This is a genomic window from Niveispirillum fermenti, assembly GCF_048066175.1.
GTDB classification, from domain to species: domain Bacteria; phylum Pseudomonadota; class Alphaproteobacteria; order Azospirillales; family Azospirillaceae; genus Niveispirillum; species Niveispirillum fermenti.
On sequence record NZ_JBLTXA010000034.1, the window covers coordinates 24,364 to 40,819 of the forward strand.

At 62.5% G+C, this 16,456-nt stretch carries 12 protein-coding genes; 1 reads left to right on the forward strand and 11 read right to left on the reverse strand.

Annotated elements, in window-relative coordinates; translation table 11 throughout:
- Nucleotides 1–12: 12 nt before the first annotated feature.
- From ACM9LZ_RS21630 to ACM9LZ_RS21675, 10 genes are all read right to left on the reverse strand, one after another.
- Nucleotides 13–2,373, reverse strand: coding sequence for a heavy metal translocating P-type ATPase (locus ACM9LZ_RS21630; protein ID WP_416621604.1), 2,361 nt, complete (start codon nt 2,371–2,373; stop codon nt 13–15).
- Nucleotides 2,374–2,394: 21 nt separating this feature from the next.
- On the reverse strand, nt 2,395–2,838 hold the full coding sequence (locus ACM9LZ_RS21635) for a DUF411 domain-containing protein (RefSeq protein ID WP_416621605.1): 444 nt from the start codon (nt 2,836–2,838) through the stop codon (nt 2,395–2,397).
- Nucleotides 2,839–2,890: 52 nt separating this feature from the next.
- Nucleotides 2,891–4,738: an NADH:ubiquinone reductase (Na(+)-transporting) subunit F gene (gene nqrF, locus ACM9LZ_RS21640; RefSeq protein ID WP_416621606.1), complete on the reverse strand. Its 1,848-nt coding sequence runs from the start codon at nt 4,736–4,738 to the stop codon at nt 2,891–2,893.
- Nucleotides 4,739–4,749: 11 nt separating this feature from the next.
- On the reverse strand, nt 4,750–5,457 hold the full coding sequence (locus ACM9LZ_RS21645; RefSeq protein ID WP_416621607.1) for a PepSY domain-containing protein: 708 nt from the start codon (nt 5,455–5,457) through the stop codon (nt 4,750–4,752).
- Nucleotides 5,458–5,527: 70 nt separating this feature from the next.
- Entirely contained in the window at nt 5,528–8,209 is a 2,682-nt protein-coding gene (locus ACM9LZ_RS21650; protein ID WP_416621608.1) for a TonB-dependent receptor, read from the reverse strand.
- 377 nt (nt 8,210–8,586) lie between these two features.
- Nucleotides 8,587–8,973 carry a hypothetical protein gene (locus tag ACM9LZ_RS21655; RefSeq protein ID WP_416621609.1) on the reverse strand — a complete coding sequence of 129 codons (387 nt, stop codon included), beginning with the start codon at nt 8,971–8,973 and terminating at the stop codon, nt 8,587–8,589.
- 157 nt (nt 8,974–9,130) lie between these two features.
- Nucleotides 9,131–9,868, reverse strand: coding sequence for a copper resistance protein B (locus ACM9LZ_RS21660; RefSeq protein WP_416621610.1), 738 nt, complete (start codon nt 9,866–9,868; stop codon nt 9,131–9,133).
- Nucleotides 9,869–9,879: 11 nt separating this feature from the next.
- The gene (locus tag ACM9LZ_RS21665; RefSeq protein ID WP_416621611.1) at nt 9,880–11,625 is read right to left on the reverse strand and encodes a copper resistance system multicopper oxidase; all 1,746 of its coding nucleotides are present in this window, start codon (nt 11,623–11,625) and stop codon (nt 9,880–9,882) included.
- Nucleotides 11,626–11,636: 11 nt separating this feature from the next.
- The gene (locus tag ACM9LZ_RS21670) at nt 11,637–12,209 is read right to left on the reverse strand and encodes a cupredoxin domain-containing protein (RefSeq protein ID WP_416621612.1); all 573 of its coding nucleotides are present in this window, start codon (nt 12,207–12,209) and stop codon (nt 11,637–11,639) included.
- An 828-nt stretch (nt 12,210–13,037) separates the two neighbouring features.
- Nucleotides 13,038–13,187: a hypothetical protein gene (locus ACM9LZ_RS21675; RefSeq protein ID WP_416621613.1), complete on the reverse strand. Its 150-nt coding sequence runs from the start codon at nt 13,185–13,187 to the stop codon at nt 13,038–13,040.
- A gap of 557 nt (nt 13,188–13,744) precedes the next feature.
- Here ACM9LZ_RS21675 and ACM9LZ_RS21680 point away from each other — a divergent pair.
- Nucleotides 13,745–13,864, forward strand: a complete 120-nt coding sequence (locus ACM9LZ_RS21680) for a transposase (RefSeq protein WP_416621614.1) — start codon at nt 13,745–13,747, stop codon at nt 13,862–13,864.
- A 194-nt stretch (nt 13,865–14,058) separates the two neighbouring features.
- On the opposite strand, the gene ACM9LZ_RS21685 is transcribed toward ACM9LZ_RS21680, so the two are convergent.
- A partial coding sequence (locus ACM9LZ_RS21685; protein WP_416621615.1) for a hypothetical protein occupies nt 14,059–16,456 on the reverse strand: 2,398 nt, incomplete at its 5' end.

The window sequence follows — 16,456 nt, forward strand, 5'->3', positions numbered from 1 at the left end:
GACCTTCAGTTTTCACAGTGTGCTGTGATTGAGGCGCAAGGCATTGCCGACAACGCTAACTGATGACAAAGCCATGGCTGCTGCGGCAATGACAGGCGACAACAGGACACCGAAGAATGGATAAAGCAAACCCGCCGCCACCGGCACGCCGGCAATATTGTAGATGAAGGCAAGGAACAGGTTTTGCCGGATATTCGCCATGGTCGCCTGAGAAAGCCGGCGGGCCCGGACAATGCCCGTCAGGTCGCCCTTCAATAGCGTGACACCGGCGCTTTCAATGGCGACATCTGTCCCCGACCCCATGGCGATGCCAACGTCGGCTGCCGCCAGGGCTGGCGCATCATTGACCCCGTCACCCGCCATGGCCACGACCTTGCCGGCCCGTTTCAGCCTTTCCACGACGGCACTTTTGCCGTCGGGCAGCACTTCGGCCTCCACCTCCGTGATGTCCAGCCGGCGCGCCACAGCCTCGGCGGTGGTCCGATTGTCGCCGGTCAGCATGACGACGGCGATCCCCGCCGCCCGCAACGCAGCCAGGGCTTCGGGCGTGGTCTGCTTGACAGGGTCGGCGATGGCGAAGATGCCGGCCACGGTGCCATCGACCGCGATGAAGATCGCCGTTGCGCCGTCGCGGCGCAGGGCATCGGCGTCCGCATCCAACGCGGCACTGGAGATGCCGATTTCATCGAGGAAACGGGAATTGCCCAGAGCGATCCGTTTCCCCTCCACCGTGCCGACAGCCCCTTTGCCGGTGGGACTGTCGAAATCCATGACCGCCGGGGTCGCCAGGCCACGTGCCTCCGCCGCCTGGACGATCGCCAGCGCCAGGGGATGTTCCGATGCGCGCTCCACCCCCGCCGCCAACCGCAGCAACGTGTCCTCCGTCTGTCCGGGAACCGTGACTATGGCCGTGACGGCCGGCTTGCCTTCCGTCAGAGTTCCCGTCTTGTCGACGATCAAGGTATCGATCTTCTCCATTCGCTCCAACGCCTCGGCGCTGCGGATCAGCACGCCCATTCCGGCGCCGCGTCCGATGCCGACCATGATCGACATGGGGGTTGCCAGACCCAGCGCGCAGGGACAGGCGATGATCAGCACGGACACAGCCGCAATCAGGCCATGGGCAAGTCTTGGCTCCGGTCCCCACACGGCCCAGATCAGAAAGGAAATCAGCGCCACCAGCAGCACGACAGGGACGAACCAGCCTGAAATCTGATCGGCTATGCGTTGGATCGGGGCGCGGGAACGCTGCGCGTCGGCCACCATCTGCACGATCCGCGACAGCATGGTATCGCGCCCCACCTTGTCCGCGCGCACAATCAGCGCACCGCTCTGGTTCAGCGTACCGCCGATGACCGCATCGCCCGCGGCCTTGGTGACGGGCAGGGATTCACCGGTCACCAGAGATTCATCCACGGCTGACCGCCCCTCTTGCACCGTGGCGTCAACGGGAACCTTTTCGCCGGGTCGCACGCGCAGGCGGTCGCCCACCACGATGTCGGCCAGCGGCACTTCTTCCTCTCCGCCATCGGCCCGCAGCAGCCTTGCCGTCTTCGGTGCCAGAGCAAGCAGGGCCTTGATGGCGCCAGATGTCTGCTCGCGGGCCCGCAGCTCCAGGACCTGTCCCAGAAGCACCAGCACGGTGATCACGGACGCCGCTTCGAAATAGACGGCGACCGCCCCCTCTGCATCCCTGAAGGCGTCGGGAAAGACAGACGGCATGAGCGTCGCCAGCACGCTGTAAGCCCAGGCCACGCCTGTTCCCATGGCGATCAGGGTGAACATGTTGAGGTTGAGCCTGCGCAGAGAGGCCCATCCCCTTTGGAAGAACGGCCACCCCGCCCACAGTACGACCGGCGTCGCCAGTGCAAACTGTATCCATATCGAGGCCTGCAGCGGCAGCAGATGATGCAGGCCGGGGAAGAGGTGCCCGCCCATCTCCAGAAGGAAAACCGGCAGAGTCAGGCCCAGGCCGATCCAGAAGCGCCTTGTCATATCCAGAAGCTCAGGACTGGGACCCGTGCCGGTGCCGGCCACCAATGGTTCCAGCGCCATGCCGCAGATCGGGCAGGTACCGGGATGATCCTGGCGGATTTCCGGATGCATCGGGCAGGTGAAGATGGTGCCCGGTGCCGCTGCCTGCGCCGCCACATGTCCGGCCACATACCGACCGGGCTCCGATAGGAACTTCGTGCGGCAACCCGCGCTGCAGAAGTGATATTCCTGGCCATTATACTGAGCATGATGGGCGGAAGCCGCCGGATCGACGGTCATGCCGCAGACGGGGTCCTTCACCGCGCCCGCCGACTGTCGCTGCCCGTCACCTGTTGCAGGCCCATGGTGGTGGTGATGTGCATCATGTGACTGGGTCATGATCGTTCTCCTGAAGCCGGATCAAGGTTGGCGACGCTCAAACAAAATGGTCCTTCCCGGCGCGAAAAGCAGAATGTCGTAGGGTTCGACCGCGCCAGTCTCCATGCCGGGCGCACCCTGCGGCATGCCGGGCACTGCCAGGCCGATCGCCTGCGGCCGTTCCTTCAGCAGCCGTTTGATCGCATCGGCGGGGACATGGCCCTCCAGCACATATCCCTCCACCTCGCCGGTGTGGCAGGAGGCCAGCGAGGGTGTTACACCCAGCCTGGATTTCACAGCGTCCATCGCGTCGGTCACCGTCACATCCACGGCAAAACCGGCGGTCCGCATATGATCCACCCAGGCACCGCAGCAGCCGCAGGTCGGCGACTTCCAGACCTTCATCCGGGGCTGTGCGGCGGTGGCGGCCGGCAAACCGGTAAGGTGCAGGCCGGCAAGGAACACAAGAAAATCCCTGCGCTTCATGACAATCTTCCCTCCTGTCAACCCGCTGTTACCAAGCGATCGCCATCTGCTTTCAGCACCCGAAATCATCATAGGCAATCTGATCGCGAGAGACGCCGGCCTTGCGCAGCATTTCCAAGGTCGCCTTCAGCATAGCCGGTGGCCCGCAGATCAGAAAATCACAGGATTTGAGATCGCGATGGCGGGACAGATACTGGTTGCGCACGACATCGTGGATCATGCCTTTGGGGCCCTTCCAGCCATCGGCCAGGTCCGGGTCCGACAGGGCGACGGTCCAGGTGAAGCCGCCATGTTGCTGCTGCAACCGTTCGAACTCCTCCCGATAGAGGATATCGCGGGCCGCGCGCGCGCCGTACCAGAAGGAGATGCGGCGCGTCGTTTTCTTGCGCAACAGCTCGTCGCGGATGATGGCCCGCAGCGGGGCCATTCCGGCGCCGCCGCCGATCACCACCAGTTCAAGATTGCTGTCGCTGGCAGCAAAGCTTCCAAACGGTCCGAATATCTGGACATCATCGCCAGGACGCAGGCCGAACATGAAGGCGGAACCCGCGCCGCACGGCAGGGCGGCAGGATCGGGAGACGGCATGAAGCGGACATTCAACACCAGTTCGTCCGGCAGTTCACCGGGGAAGGTCGCCATGGAATAGGACCGGCGGATGCCCCCCTGATGGCTCAGAACATCCGGCAGCCCGAGGCGCTGCCAATCCCCCTGCCATCCTTCGGGCACCTCGAACCGGTCAGGCCCTGTCGCGTAGGCCGGCACAGCCACCTGGATGAACTGCCCGGCATGGTAGGCGGGTGCCGTCCCCTCAGGCAGGCGCAGCCGGATCTCCTTGATCAGGGGACTGAGATAGCGGACGCTACCGACCTTCGCGGCATATCCACGGCTATGCAGGGCTTCCTCCGGCACGGTGACAACAGCATCCGCCGTCACAGCATGGCGGCAGGCCAGGCGATGTCCCCGCTCCAATTGCTGTTTCGGGATATGCAGACGGTCGGCATCGGTAACCGGTACCTCACGCGACAATGTCACCCGGCACTGACCGCAACTGCCCCCACCCCCGCAATTGGAGGGCAGCAGCACCCCCACGCCCGCCAGCGCATCGAAATAGGTTGCCCCCTCCGGCAGGTCCTGTCTGCGGCTGGAGCCTGAACTCGTCCGCAAGGTCACGGCCACGCCCTGCCCGCGCAGGCGCCGGTAATGCCGGGCAAGGTTGAAATCATGGCGGCCGAAGCTGTCATAGACCAGGAACAGACCGGAGACCGACAGCCACAGGGCCGCCACCGCCGCCAGGATGATCAGCGGATGGTTGAAACTCTCCCGCTCTGTATAATCCATGATATGCAGCATCCAGGCGATATCCCAGAGCCGCCAACTGTCATTGCGCCGCTCCAGGACCCGCCCCGTCTCTGCGGAGACATAAAGCGTTGTGTTGTCGGCGTCCGCAAAGGCGACCCGCCATATCGGCCCCTCATGTTTGCGGGTTTCCAGGTTCGGGCCGGCCAGACGTTCGACACCAGCGATGCTAGCGGTTCCCGCATAATCCTGCCGGGCGATGTCGCGTGCCAGTTGTTCGGTGATCTCGACCCGCGATCCGTCGGTCGCCGACAGAAGGCGCACACCATGGGCGGTATGCACCTCATAGACAAAGCTCCCGGCCAGCGGTCGAAGACGCAGGGCGTTGACCGGACCCGCCAGTCTGTTCCTAATCTCGGCCAACGACAGAGAGGGTGCCTCGGCCGGCAATGTCGGGGGGATGTCGCTGCGCCGCGTGTGCTCGCCGCTAACAGCGTGGTGGTCGATCAGGGCCATGGTCGCCCCGCTCAACGCCCACAGCGCGAACTGGACGCCCATCAGCAGCCCGACCCATTTATGGAACCAACGGAATGTCTGAAGCATCGCGGCTCCCCTCAACGCGCGGCGGCCGCGCGGCGGCGGCGGAAACTGTAGAAAAGCAGCCAGACGCCGCTGATCATGACAATGGAGGCGGCAATCGTGGCCACCCGGACCAGTGGGTTGTTCACATCCTCGCGCTCCGCATAATCCATGATGTGGAACATCCAGACAAAATCGAAGGTGCGCCAGAGATTGTGCCGGCGGGCCAGCAGGTCGCCAGTCACGGGTGAAAGATAAAGCGTGTGGTCGTTCCAGCCCTCGAACCGCACCTGCCAGACCGGCGCGGCGCGGCCCCGGATCTCCGATGGCGCCTCCGCCAGCAGGGTGACGGAACCGACCGCTGCCTTGCCTTTATAGAGCGTGCGGGCCACATCTTCCGCTTCCCTGCCGGAAAGCGGCGGGCGCTCCGTGCCGGTTACGGCATTGACCAGCGTGACGCCGCCACCATGTTCCACCACGTAATGCGGGTCATTGAGCAGCGACTTCAGCCGGACGGAGCGGATATCGCCATAGGCCTGCCGGACCTGGTTGATGTCCACGCGCACCCTGTCCAGAGCCAGTGGCTGCTGAGGGCCGTGGAGATGGACGAAATGGTCGCCATGGATGATCTCGATGGGAACGACGACCATGTAAAGACCGCTGAGGGCCCAGATCAGGGCCTGAATCCCGATCAGCAGGGCCAGCCATTTATGCGTCTTCCGGGCAATGGAAGCGGGGCGCATTCATGCCTCCAGAACAGTGCGAAGGATACCCGCCGCCCCGCCCGGGTGGAACGGGGCGGCGGGTGGAAGATCAGAAACTGTAGGTCAGGCGGACATAGCCCCGACGCCCCAGCAGGTCATAGGTCATGGTATCGGTATTGCCATCCGTCCAGCTTTTGATGAAGGGCGCATCGCGGTCGAACAGATTGTCGACACCCACGGCAACACGGGCCCCGTCCACCACCTGATAGCTGGCCTGGATGTTGTGATAGAAGATGTTGGGCGTGCGATAGCCGATGTCAGTCGGTGCAGCATTAAAGTCGGTGGCCTTGCCGATCCATTGCACTGAATAAGTGGCGTTCCACTTCTCGTCCGACACGGTGCCGGACACGTTGGAACGCCAGTGCGGGAAGCCGCCATTGCCACCGCCGATATGCCCGTCGAAGATGATGGGGGCTGCCCCCTGGAACGGGGTGATGGTATACTTGTCCAGGTACGTGGCGTTCCAGTCCAGCGCCACGCCAAGATCGGCCAGTTCGAACTGGTACAGCAGGCCGAAATCGACGCCGCGCATCTTTTCCCGGCCGGTATTCACCGGCTGGGCTGACAGGAAATTGATCTCCCCGGTCAGCGCGTTGCGGGTGAAATGCTGCGACCCGCAGAACGGATGGTTCAGGGCCGTCGCATTGTAGCAGACTGACAGCTTGGTCGATCCGGGGATGGAGCGGATGGCATCCTTGATGCGGATATCGAACAGGTCGGCAGTCAGGGTCAGGCCGTCGACGAATTCCGGCTGGATCACCGTGCCCACGGTAAAGCTGTCGGAGGTCTCGGGCTTCAGCGCACTGTTGCCGCCCACCGTGGTCAGGATGGTGTTACCCAACTGGCGGAAGCCGGCGGGCACGCCGCTGGCCCGGCAATTGGCCGCTACGATGGAGCTGGCGGGCAGTGCCGCGTAGTTGGAGCAGGGATCGGTGGTGGTCAGGTTGCCTTCCGACACGCCGCCGAATAGTTCCGGCACATTGGGAATGCGGAAGGCCGTACCATAGGTGGCGCGCAGCCGTACACCGTCGATGACCTGCCAGTCCAGGCCGGCCTTGTAATTGTCGGCGCTGCCGAACAGGTCATAGTCGGAATAGCGCGCCGCCGCGTTCAGTTCCAGCCGCCGGGCGAAGGGCAGATCGGATAGCAGCGGAACCTGGAGTTCCAGATAGGCCTCCTTGGCCTTCACCCGGCCGGCGATCGGGTCCTGCTGATTGGTGTTGGCGATGCCCAGCACGGTCAGCGCATCGGGATCGCGCCAGCCCTTGTCCTTGCGCCAGGCCACGCCCGTGGCGAAGCCGACATCGCCGGCCGGCAGTTCGAACAGCGACCCGCTCAGGTCGAAGGTGCCGCTGATCTGCTCGTTCCCGCCGCTGTCGCGGCTGGTATAGAGGATGTAATCCAGCACCTGCGGGGTCAGGTCGCCCGCCCCCAGATAGTCGCCACAGGGAATGGCGGCACCTGCGGCAGCACTGCAGACAGCGGTGTTGAGGGTCTGGCGCACACGGTCCAGGTTGGCGACATTGGTCGACCCGTCCACGCCCTTGTTGCGGCCCCAGTTGAAAGCGGCCTCCCAGCGCCAGCCATTGGCGAAACGCCCGTCCAGGCCGACCACGGTGCGCCAGGTATCCACATCCTGATAGAATTCGCGTGGGCCGGGTTCGGCCAGGCGGCGGCCCTGGATGGTCAGGGTCTGGCCCGTGGGATTGGTCGGGTTGTTGGCGGCGACGGTCAGATTGCGCAGAGTGCCCGGCGTGGCGATCTGATCGGATTGCCGGTTGGTGAACATCAGTTCGGAGAACAGCCGCACCTCGTCCGACAGGTTCAGGTGGCCGAACATGTTAGCGGAAAAACGCTCGATCGGATTGACCGCGTTCAGGAACGGGTTGGAGTTGAAATTATGCTTGGCCCCGGAGTAGGGCTCGTAGAAATTGCCGTTGCCGCCCGGCGTCTGGTTGAAATTGATGCTCTGGCCGTTGGGCAGCAGCGCACGGCCGCCAACGGTGGACGAGCTGCCGACGCAGACCAGTTGCCCGCCGCTTTCGCCCAGACCGCAGGGCTCGCGGTCGGCCAGATTGACCGCTTCGGACTTGTAATAGCTGAAAGTGGCGACCATCGATCCCTTGTCGCCGGACGTGCCCCAGGTCAGGTCGGCACTCTTCTCCTCGCCATCCCCCTCGTCGGTGATGCCATATTTGGCCGACACCTCGACCCCGTCGAAATCGGTGCGGGTAACGATGTTGACCACACCGGCCACGGCATCGGCGCCATAGATGGCCGATGCGCCATCCTTCAGCACATCAATGCGCTGAATGACCGATACCGGGATGGTGTTCAGATCGGGCGCGGAATTGGCGCCCGTGCCGCCAGCCACGACACGGCGGCCGTTCAGCAGCACCAGGGTGCGATTGATGCCCAGGCCACGCAGATTGACCTGCGCCGTGCCATAGCCGTTATTGGCCCAATAGGCGTTGGTCTGGTTGCCCGCGAAGCCGGCGCTGGACGGCAGGCGCTGGAGCAGCGTTTCCACGCTTGTGACGCCGGTGTTCCGGATGGCCTCCGCCGTCAGGACGGTGGCCGGGCCCACGCCCGTGATGTCCTGGCGTGCAATGCGGCTGCCCGTCACCACGATCTCTTCCAAGGCGCGGCTGTCCTGCGCCTGTGCCGGCGCGGCCAGCACGCCCGTGGCGAGCGCGGTGGCAATGAAGAGGTTCCCCGTTGCTTTTGTCATGATCTGAAGTCCCTGTTCCAGAGAGCGAAGGACCCATGCCGTGATCCGCATCGGCGGACGCTTACGGCAGAGCGGGTCGCTTCGCTTGGAGAATTAAAGTGAATCCCCCATCCATCCGGTTCCCGCCGCGACTCGAAAAGGAGAAGCGACGTGGATATTCCTGCGGATATCGGCCCGTTTATTTTAGATATCCGGGACGTTTCCTGTTTATCGGGCTGTTTTCATGCACAATTTTGCTCACCACGCTGATTTATTCAGCATGCCGATGCAAAGGCTGTGCATGGCGATGATCGCAGCAAAGCCGGATTTGGATGGAGGTTTATTGCCCGGGTGGAATCCGGGCGGGACGATGCGCACAAGGCGCACATGTCCAATGTTCAGCCGGCGACCGGTGGTCGAAGGTCGGGCGCATGGCGGATACCCACCATTACGGCTGCTTCCACCGGCTTGCGGCTGCTGTTCTCCGGCGCGGGCAGCACCATCGCCGCGCCCGACGGCAGGCCCGCAAGGGCGGTCAGGCAATGGATCACGCCGCAGCAGGCGCCGCCATCGGTACAGTCGATGGGGCATTCCCCGTCCGCCTGCATGTCGCTGGCCATGGCCAGACGGTGATGATCCAGGCCGCGCAACGTCACCGCCTGATCATGGCGATCTTCGATGGTGGGATAGTTGTGGACTGCGTTGGCGCTGGCCGAACCGGAAATGACGAAGACGAGCGCCATGGTCAGGACGGCAAACCCGACCAAGCACAAGCGCCGCATCATTTCCATTCTGTCCGCCAAGTCCCGCCCCCAGGCTGGATTGAACTTAGGCCAATGAGTACAAAAGGATGTTAGACTGCCACTCATGCAGCGTCAACAGCATGGATGACTTTTCCGTGACAGGCCGGTCCTTTTTGGGAAAGGACCGGCCAACCCGGTATCAGAACCAGAACCGGATACCCGTCACGAAGGAGAGCGAACCCGGGTCCTCGCCATCGGCACGGGCCAGGCTGGCAGTGCCGCCCAGCTTGCGTTCCCAGTTGACGCCGACATAGGGGGCGAACTCCTTCACCATTTCATAGCGCAGGCGCAGGCCCAGCGTGATGTCGGTGAAGCCGCGTCCAGTGTCCAGTTCCCTTACGCGCCGGGCCGACGCATTGGCCTCCAGGCTGGGCTGCAGGATCAGCTTTTGGGTGATCAGCAGTTCATATTCGGCCTTCAGCCGGGCGGAGATGTCCCCGTCCTCGCTGATGAAGGCCTGGGCATTCACCTCGAAGAAATAGGGCGCCACGCCGTTGAGGCCGACCACGCCATAGCGGGTCTGCGGCTGAGGGCGTACATCGTACCGGATACCGGCCTGTAGGTCCCAGAATTCCGACCACATCCGGCTGTAGAGAAGCTGGAATTCCGCTTCCTCCACCCCCTCGCCGGTCGGCCTCTCACCTTCGGTATTGAACCAGATCTTTTCCATATCGCCACCGTACCAGCCCTGTGCCTCCCATTTCAGGACATTGCGCCCTTCCTGCCAGCGGTTCTCCAACTGATCCACCTTGAAGGTGCCGATCAGGGGCAGATGATCATGGTTGGTCCCATGCGCATGATCCTCCGCCGCCCCGGCACCGGCAACGCCCAGCACCAGGGTGGCGGCCAACGCCGCCTGCTTGTATATCGCTTTCATTCTGCGTCCCCTCAAAGACTTGCGGTCTTCGGCGCGACGATGAAGCGTGTCATCATGCCGGACGCCATGTGATAGAGCAGGTGGCAATGGAAGGGCCATTCGCCGGGCTCGTCCGCCGTGAGTTGCACGGATGTCGATTGGCCCGGTGGCACCAGGACGACATGCTTTCTGGGCATGCGGTCGGTCTGGCCATTCTCCAACTCCATGAACATGCCATGCAGATGCATCGGATGCGCCATCATGGTCGTGTTCACGAAGCGGATACGTATCCGGTCACCATAGGCAACGCGGATCGGCTCGCCCTGGTCGAACTTCTGCCCGTTCAAGGTCCAGATGTAACGCGACATCATGCCGGTCAGTTGCACCTCGATTTCATGCGTCGGCTGGCGCAGGTCCTTGGATTTGGTCAGGGATTTCAGATCGTCGTAAGATAACGCCTTCATCCCCATGGGCGTGGCGGCATCGGCCCAGCCCAGCGGTCGTCCCTGGCTGGCCGCCGCCATGCCACCATGGGTCATCCCCGCCATGCTGGCATGGTTCATCGCGCCAGGATCCATTCCCGGCATGGCCCCGTGACCCATCGCCCCATGGTCCATGCCGCCGGAGCCTTGGCTCATGGTACTATGGTCCATGGAACCTTCGCCCATGCCGGCATGGGCCATGCCCATATCCTCCATAGTCAGGATGGTGCGCGGGCGCAGTTCCGGGATTGGCGCCTCCATGCCCTCGGCCACGGCGATGGTCGCGCGGGCATAGCCACTGCGGTCGATCGGCTCCGCCAGGAAGGTGAAGGGTTTGTCCCCCTCCGGCATGACGATGACGTCATAGGTTTCGCCCACGCCGAAGCGGAACTCGTCCACCTTCACGGGCATCACATTCTGCCCGTCGGCGGCCACGACAATCATGGACAGGCCGGGGATGCGTACGTCGAAGATGCTCATCGCCGAGCCGTTGATGATACGCAGCCGCACCCGCTCGCCCGGCTTGTAAAGGGCCGTCCAATTGTCCCGGGGGCCCTTGCCGTTGATCAGGAACTGGTAACCGGTCACGTCCGCCAGATCGGTGGCATCCATGCGCATGTCGCCCCAGTCGAGCCGGTCGCGGATGGTTGCCTTCAGTCCGTCGCGCTCCGCATCGTTGAAGAAGTCGGACAGGGTGCGCTTGCCCCTATTGTAGTAGCCTTCGCTGACCTTCAGGTTGCGCAGCACCGTTTCCGGCTTCTGCGCCGTATGGTCGGACAGGAAGACCACGTAGTCGCGGTCGGCACGCACCGGTTCCTTGCCCGCCGGGTCAATGATGATGGCGCCATACATGCCCTCCTGTTCCTGGGACGCTGAATGGCTGTGATACCAGTAGGTACCGGCCTGACGGAGCTGGAACCGGTAGGTATAGGTCTGGCCTGGGCGGATCGGCTCGAACCCGTTGAAGCCGGGCGACCCGTCCATCACTCCCTCCAGCAGCAGCCCGTGCCAGTGGATTGAGGTGGGTTCGTCCAGCCGGTTCGTTACTTGCACCACCACCTCCTCCCCCTCGCGCCAGCGCAGAGTGGGGGCCGGGATGGAGCCGCCGATGGCGATGGCGCGGGTCGTAACCCCATCCACGGTTATCCGGGTACGCTCCACCGCCAGTTCCAATGCCGGACCAGCGGCTGCGAAGCTCTGGCGACCTGGGAGTATGCTCACCACGCCCGCCAATCCTGCGGCACTGGCCAGACGCAACGCATCGCGCCGGGAAAGGCCGCTTGCTTGGTTGTTCATGCCTGCCTCCGTCATTTGGCGACGCTGATCTTGCCGACCATGCCGGCTTCGTAATGACCAGGAATGTTGCAGGCAAATTCCAACGTGGTGGCGTCGCCGAAGGTCCAGACCAGTTCACCGGTCTTGCCCGGCTCCACCAGAATGCTATTGGGATCATCATGGTCCATATGGTTCATTCCCATAGCGGAATGATCCATATGCGCCATGTCCTTGTTGATGCCGGTGGCCGTCAGCATGCCGTGATCGACCATCATGGCCATCATCTTCTGATGTTCGGCGTGACCGGCGGGCGTGCCGATATTGAATTCATGCAGGAACTCGCCCTTGTTGACGATAACGAAGCGAACGGTCTCACCGGCCTTCACGGTGAGCGCCTCTTGGCTGAAGAAGTTATCGCCCAGTTCGATGGGGACGGTTCGCGTCGTCACCGTAGCCTTGCCCGGCTGCCCGATGGCAGCGGGGCTGGGCGAAGAATGGCCTTGATGGGCGCCATGGTCCATTTGCGCCATAGCCGTGCCAGGCAGTGTCAGCAGGCTGAAGCCGGCGACCAGCGCCGCGCGCAGCGTGTCGGAGATGCGGTTCATGTTCAGCAATCCTTTTGGTCGTGCCGCCGCGCCAAGCGCACGCGGCACCGTTATTCGTCGCCATGAGTTTCATAAGCGAGACCAGCCATACCGGTACGGATGCTGACAGTTACTCCGTCCGCGATAGGACAGCGTATGGTCGCAAGCATCGTGGATGTCTGGCTGGGCCATGTCCGCTTTCCGATGCGGACAGGATGAAGCTGTTTCGCGCCGTCAATGGTGCGAGGAACAGCTCAAAGGCCAAGTCGGGGCGGGCGCCGCAAGGGGGAAACCGACCGTCCAGCCATCATACTGTCAGCAGGTGCCCGCAGTCGCAGGATTTCCCATCCGACCCCACTGAAGCAAAGGTCGGGGACGGGCAGCACTGTCGCCATGCCACAGGCGAAAAGGCAACAATTCGACGCGCCAGAACCTGACGCGTCGAATTGAGCATCCTGCCCATCTGGCGTACTCGTATGGTCTTCATGGGCATGTTGTACGTGCGTCTGGCTATCCACATGATGGACCGCCATCGCTGTCGTTGATGAAGTATCCGATTGGCCTGCCATTGCCATATGCGCACCATAGCCACCCAAGCCCCCCAAACTCATGAGGGCGCTGATGAGCACGGCGGCCATGTAGCGTGGAATGGACATGTCTGTTCGCAACAGCTAACACTGTGACACTACGTGATTAAATTATCATATCCAGGAGTGAGATAGCAAGGACACCTGAGCCCTCTGTCTGACTTCAGAAATGTCGAAGTGGCACGGGACGCCATGAAGAAAGGGGCGCCCACCTTTGCAGATGGACGCCCCCCCGGCTACTCAAAAGGTCATCAAAGACCGTTCAGCAGCAATCGCCACCGGCACCGCAGCAGGCCAGGACCAGATCGCAGCAGGTCTCCATTGCCTGCACAACGACGTCGGGGGCCGCAGCATAGGCGGTGGCCGTGCCGACCAGAAAAGTGGCCACGGCGAGAAGAGCAAAACGCTTCATCTTCATTCTCCAGTTTCAAACAGTGAAGTCGCAAATGATCAGGCAGCCTCACCCACGGGGAGGGGGATCATCGACGTCAATCTCCCGACCGGTCCGCAGGTCCGCCATCGTCCTCGCCCATTCCCCCTGGAGAGGTTCAGACAGCACCACGGCCACCGTGCGCACCGGCAGTATCAGGCAAAGCAGTGCGCAAGGGGTCGGACACCGCATCGGCATCGGGCCGCAGCAATCATCGTCGCAGCCGTCCTCATGGGACGCCATCATCGACCGGGAGGTCATGCTGTCTTCCAACATGAACTGGGCGGAAGCGACAGGCGCATTCCACCCGGAAAGCCCAAGCACGAACATCATCACAAGCGCCAGCAACCGTCGGGAACGGAGGACGCTGCCTTGGGGTCCGCGCTTGGACCTATATGCTCGACGTTGGATCAGCATCGTCGCAATTCTAATGAATTGCCGGAGCGCAGGCAATTCCGGAGTTCAAGCGATGAGATGCCTCCCATCGGGTCATCACCTGCCGCACGACCAAACGAACGTTCCTGATTTGTCCGCTTAGCGTGGTTTTCCGCCCTTTCTATGTAGGGACCCCGTTCAGGCCGGGTATCGTGGTCAAAGATGTTGCCCGACGGCTCGGGGTCCATGAGAGCCTGCCATGGAACTGGAGGGCAAAGGCCTAATGGGCATACGCCGGATGCTTACTATACGGGTCACTTTTCCACGCCGGATAACGATGTGATTTCCGCCGCATCAGCCCACCAGTTCTCTCTATGTTCCACGGAACGGTACATAATATTCACTTTCGTCTTGGCACCCCAACGGCCCCCCAAAAAAAAGCGTTGGCCTGGAATCCCGCAACTACAATGAACCATATTCAATTGCGCCAGAAGCCAATCAGCGGAAGGGCGCATACGATGTGCGGAGCACCACTTCCCGCTCCTGGCATAGATGCCACGACGTAGCCGCTGCCCTTGTCTCCAAGCGGCAGAAGCTGTCGGTGGTCGGGGATGGAGCAATGGCGATCCAGGCGCTTCAGCACCTGGGTGTCATCACTCAAGCGAAAGGCGAAGGCGGTCGCCGGATGGCCGTCCAACTGGTCGAGGCGGACACTCCGCCCGACCAGGGCCTTGTCACCTCTACGCAGTAGGGGTTCGGCGCTATCGCCCTGGGAGATTTCGAACGCACCGGACAGCAGCGGCAGCACGTCTACCATATCCACGGGATCGCACGGCTTTTTTGCTTGGGGCAAAGCGCCGAACAGGCCGCACACGACGCGGCGCAGTTCCACACCTTCCTGCGGATACACCTTGTGAAAGTGACCGGCGTAGCCGGACAGAACGATGCGCTCGGCCTCCGTTTCCAGCTTGCACCAGCCGACCCGGGCTTCGCCCGCCACCGTGTCCCAGGCCAACACCAGATCTTGGGCACGCGGTTTGCCGATCAGCGGCTCAACGATCAGCAGTGTGCCTGGGTCGATCGGCGGCGGGAGCCATTCCGCAGCCGTACCCACCGCAAACATGGTGTGCCGCTCAGGATCGATCTTCAGCAGGTCGGCGTCGGGAGGCGGCTCGTCCGCCGCGACACCTTCTCCGTCGCTGGCGGCAAGGTGCCCGATGATCCCGACGGCACATGCCGGGGCACGGGCGTTCGGAAACGGAATGACGTTGGCGTTCTTCTCCGGCGCTTCTTCAGGCCAGTGATGCAGAATGGAAAGGCATTGCTCTCTAATTTCGAGAAATGCATCGAGCATGTCGTCCGCCGCCTGCGCATGGTTCTGGCGCAGATCCTCGGCCTGGAAATGGACGGCCCAATTCAGAGCCTCGCCAAGATCGACCTTGTCGGGAGACCCGTCGGGCAGCAGGGAAAGAATTGCCTTGAACGGTTCGCGTGAGTGCGGCAGCGCTGCGTTGCCGGTCAACGCGTGCAGCCGCTTGCCCAAGGGCTGTAAAGTCGGGTGGTCGTGGACAGGGTCTTTCCCTTCGTTCAGTAACTCGACTAATGTCCTCTCAACGAAGACACGGGCTTCTCGGCAAAAATTCTGGATGGCGGAATCGGTGGATTTCTTGGCTCGCCACATCTGCCGTTGAAGGATAATCTGATCTTGGTGGGGGTCTAACCTCACAATGTCGTATTCGTCCGGTCGAGCTACTAGATCCCATCGGGAAACCTTCTCGCTCACCGCCGCGCCGATGTGGAGATCTCCGGCGCGCGCCACCCTGGCGGAAAAGACACGGTCGAAAGTGAGGACGAAAGGCTTGAACTCCTGGCGCGTGCACGCCACAAGGCCCTTTGCCAGATTCCGCTGGTTGTCCTCATCGAATAGGCTTTGCGGATCGTCAAGGAGCACGAACTGCAAACCACCGTCGCGCTCCCACACATATTTGGTGAGCGCCAGCACGAACGAGAAGAGCTGCGCCCTCTGGCGCGAGCTGTTGGTGATCTGGGCGGCATCGCCCGCCACACCGCCCTGCTCGGCCCGCGAAACGAGAGCGGAACCATCGTGTTCGAGTGCGACAAGTGCAGGGCCGACGTTGTTGGAGTCACGGTAGACCAGCTTCAAAAACGCACCGGTTTCCTTGTTCAGGGTGGCCAACAGGCCGCCCACCTGAACATCGACCACCTGCTTCAGCGCCTTGAGGCCTTCAAGAGCATCCGCAGCCGTCGCGGCCTTGGCGATCCGGGTATCCTCTTCCGTCCAACGCGTCTGGAGTGTGCGCAGCTCGCGCAGGTGGCCCTGCGCGGCGGCCACGGGCACGTGATCGTGCAACAGGGTGCGCAAGCCATCAATTGCGGCGAGCAGGCTGCCAGCCGGCACAGCCTCGCCCTCGGCCAACCCCGTGCCGTAGGCCACCGATACTGCCCCCGAGCGCCGCTCCGCAGTGTCTGCTGCCCACATTGCGACATCCAGAAGAGCGGCCGTCATTTGGACTGCCTTCTCAACCCGCGACCCCGCAAGATCGGAATGCAGGTTTGGCAAAGCTGAGGAGGTTGGATCGGGTAGGCCAACCGCACGGGCCGCGAGCGCTCCCCCCGCATGTACGACTAGTGTCGCCAAAGTGGGAGTGTCCTTGAGTTGGGCCGCCATATTGGCGGCGGCACTCTTCGCCCAGTCGGCACCAAGAGAAGTCGAAGTCAGAATCTGAATGTGCTTCAACTCATTCGCGACGGCCTCCGGCAAATTCTTCTTAAAGTCATTCACCGCCTGCTCGACAAATTGATCGAGCGTAAACTGAAGGTCGGCGAGATCCTTCTGTGCTTCGGCCAATGCCTTA

What these genes read in the sequence shown, in the direction of transcription:
- ACM9LZ_RS21645 (WP_416621607.1), bottom strand. Translation starts at nt 5,457, where the DNA reads ATGCGCCCCGCTTCCATTGCCCGGAAGACGCATAAATGGCTGGCCCTG.
- ACM9LZ_RS21665 (WP_416621611.1), bottom strand. Translation starts at nt 11,625, where the DNA reads ATGAACAACCAAGCAAGCGGCCTTTCCCGGCGCGATGCGTTGCGTCTG.
- ACM9LZ_RS21650 (WP_416621608.1), bottom strand. Translation starts at nt 8,209, where the DNA reads ATGACAAAAGCAACGGGGAACCTCTTCATTGCCACCGCGCTCGCCACG.
- ACM9LZ_RS21670 (WP_416621612.1), bottom strand. Translation starts at nt 12,209, where the DNA reads ATGAACCGCATCTCCGACACGCTGCGCGCGGCGCTGGTCGCCGGCTTC.
- ACM9LZ_RS21675 (WP_416621613.1), bottom strand. Translation starts at nt 13,187, where the DNA reads ATGAAGCGTTTTGCTCTTCTCGCCGTGGCCACTTTTCTGGTCGGCACG.
- ACM9LZ_RS21630 (WP_416621604.1), bottom strand. Translation starts at nt 2,373, where the DNA reads ATGACCCAGTCACATGATGCACATCACCACCACCATGGGCCTGCAACA.
- ACM9LZ_RS21660 (WP_416621610.1), bottom strand. Translation starts at nt 9,868, where the DNA reads ATGAAAGCGATATACAAGCAGGCGGCGTTGGCCGCCACCCTGGTGCTG.
- nqrF (WP_416621606.1), bottom strand. Translation starts at nt 4,738, where the DNA reads ATGCTTCAGACATTCCGTTGGTTCCATAAATGGGTCGGGCTGCTGATG.
- ACM9LZ_RS21655 (WP_416621609.1), bottom strand. Translation starts at nt 8,973, where the DNA reads ATGATGCGGCGCTTGTGCTTGGTCGGGTTTGCCGTCCTGACCATGGCG.
- ACM9LZ_RS21635 (WP_416621605.1), bottom strand. Translation starts at nt 2,838, where the DNA reads ATGAAGCGCAGGGATTTTCTTGTGTTCCTTGCCGGCCTGCACCTTACC.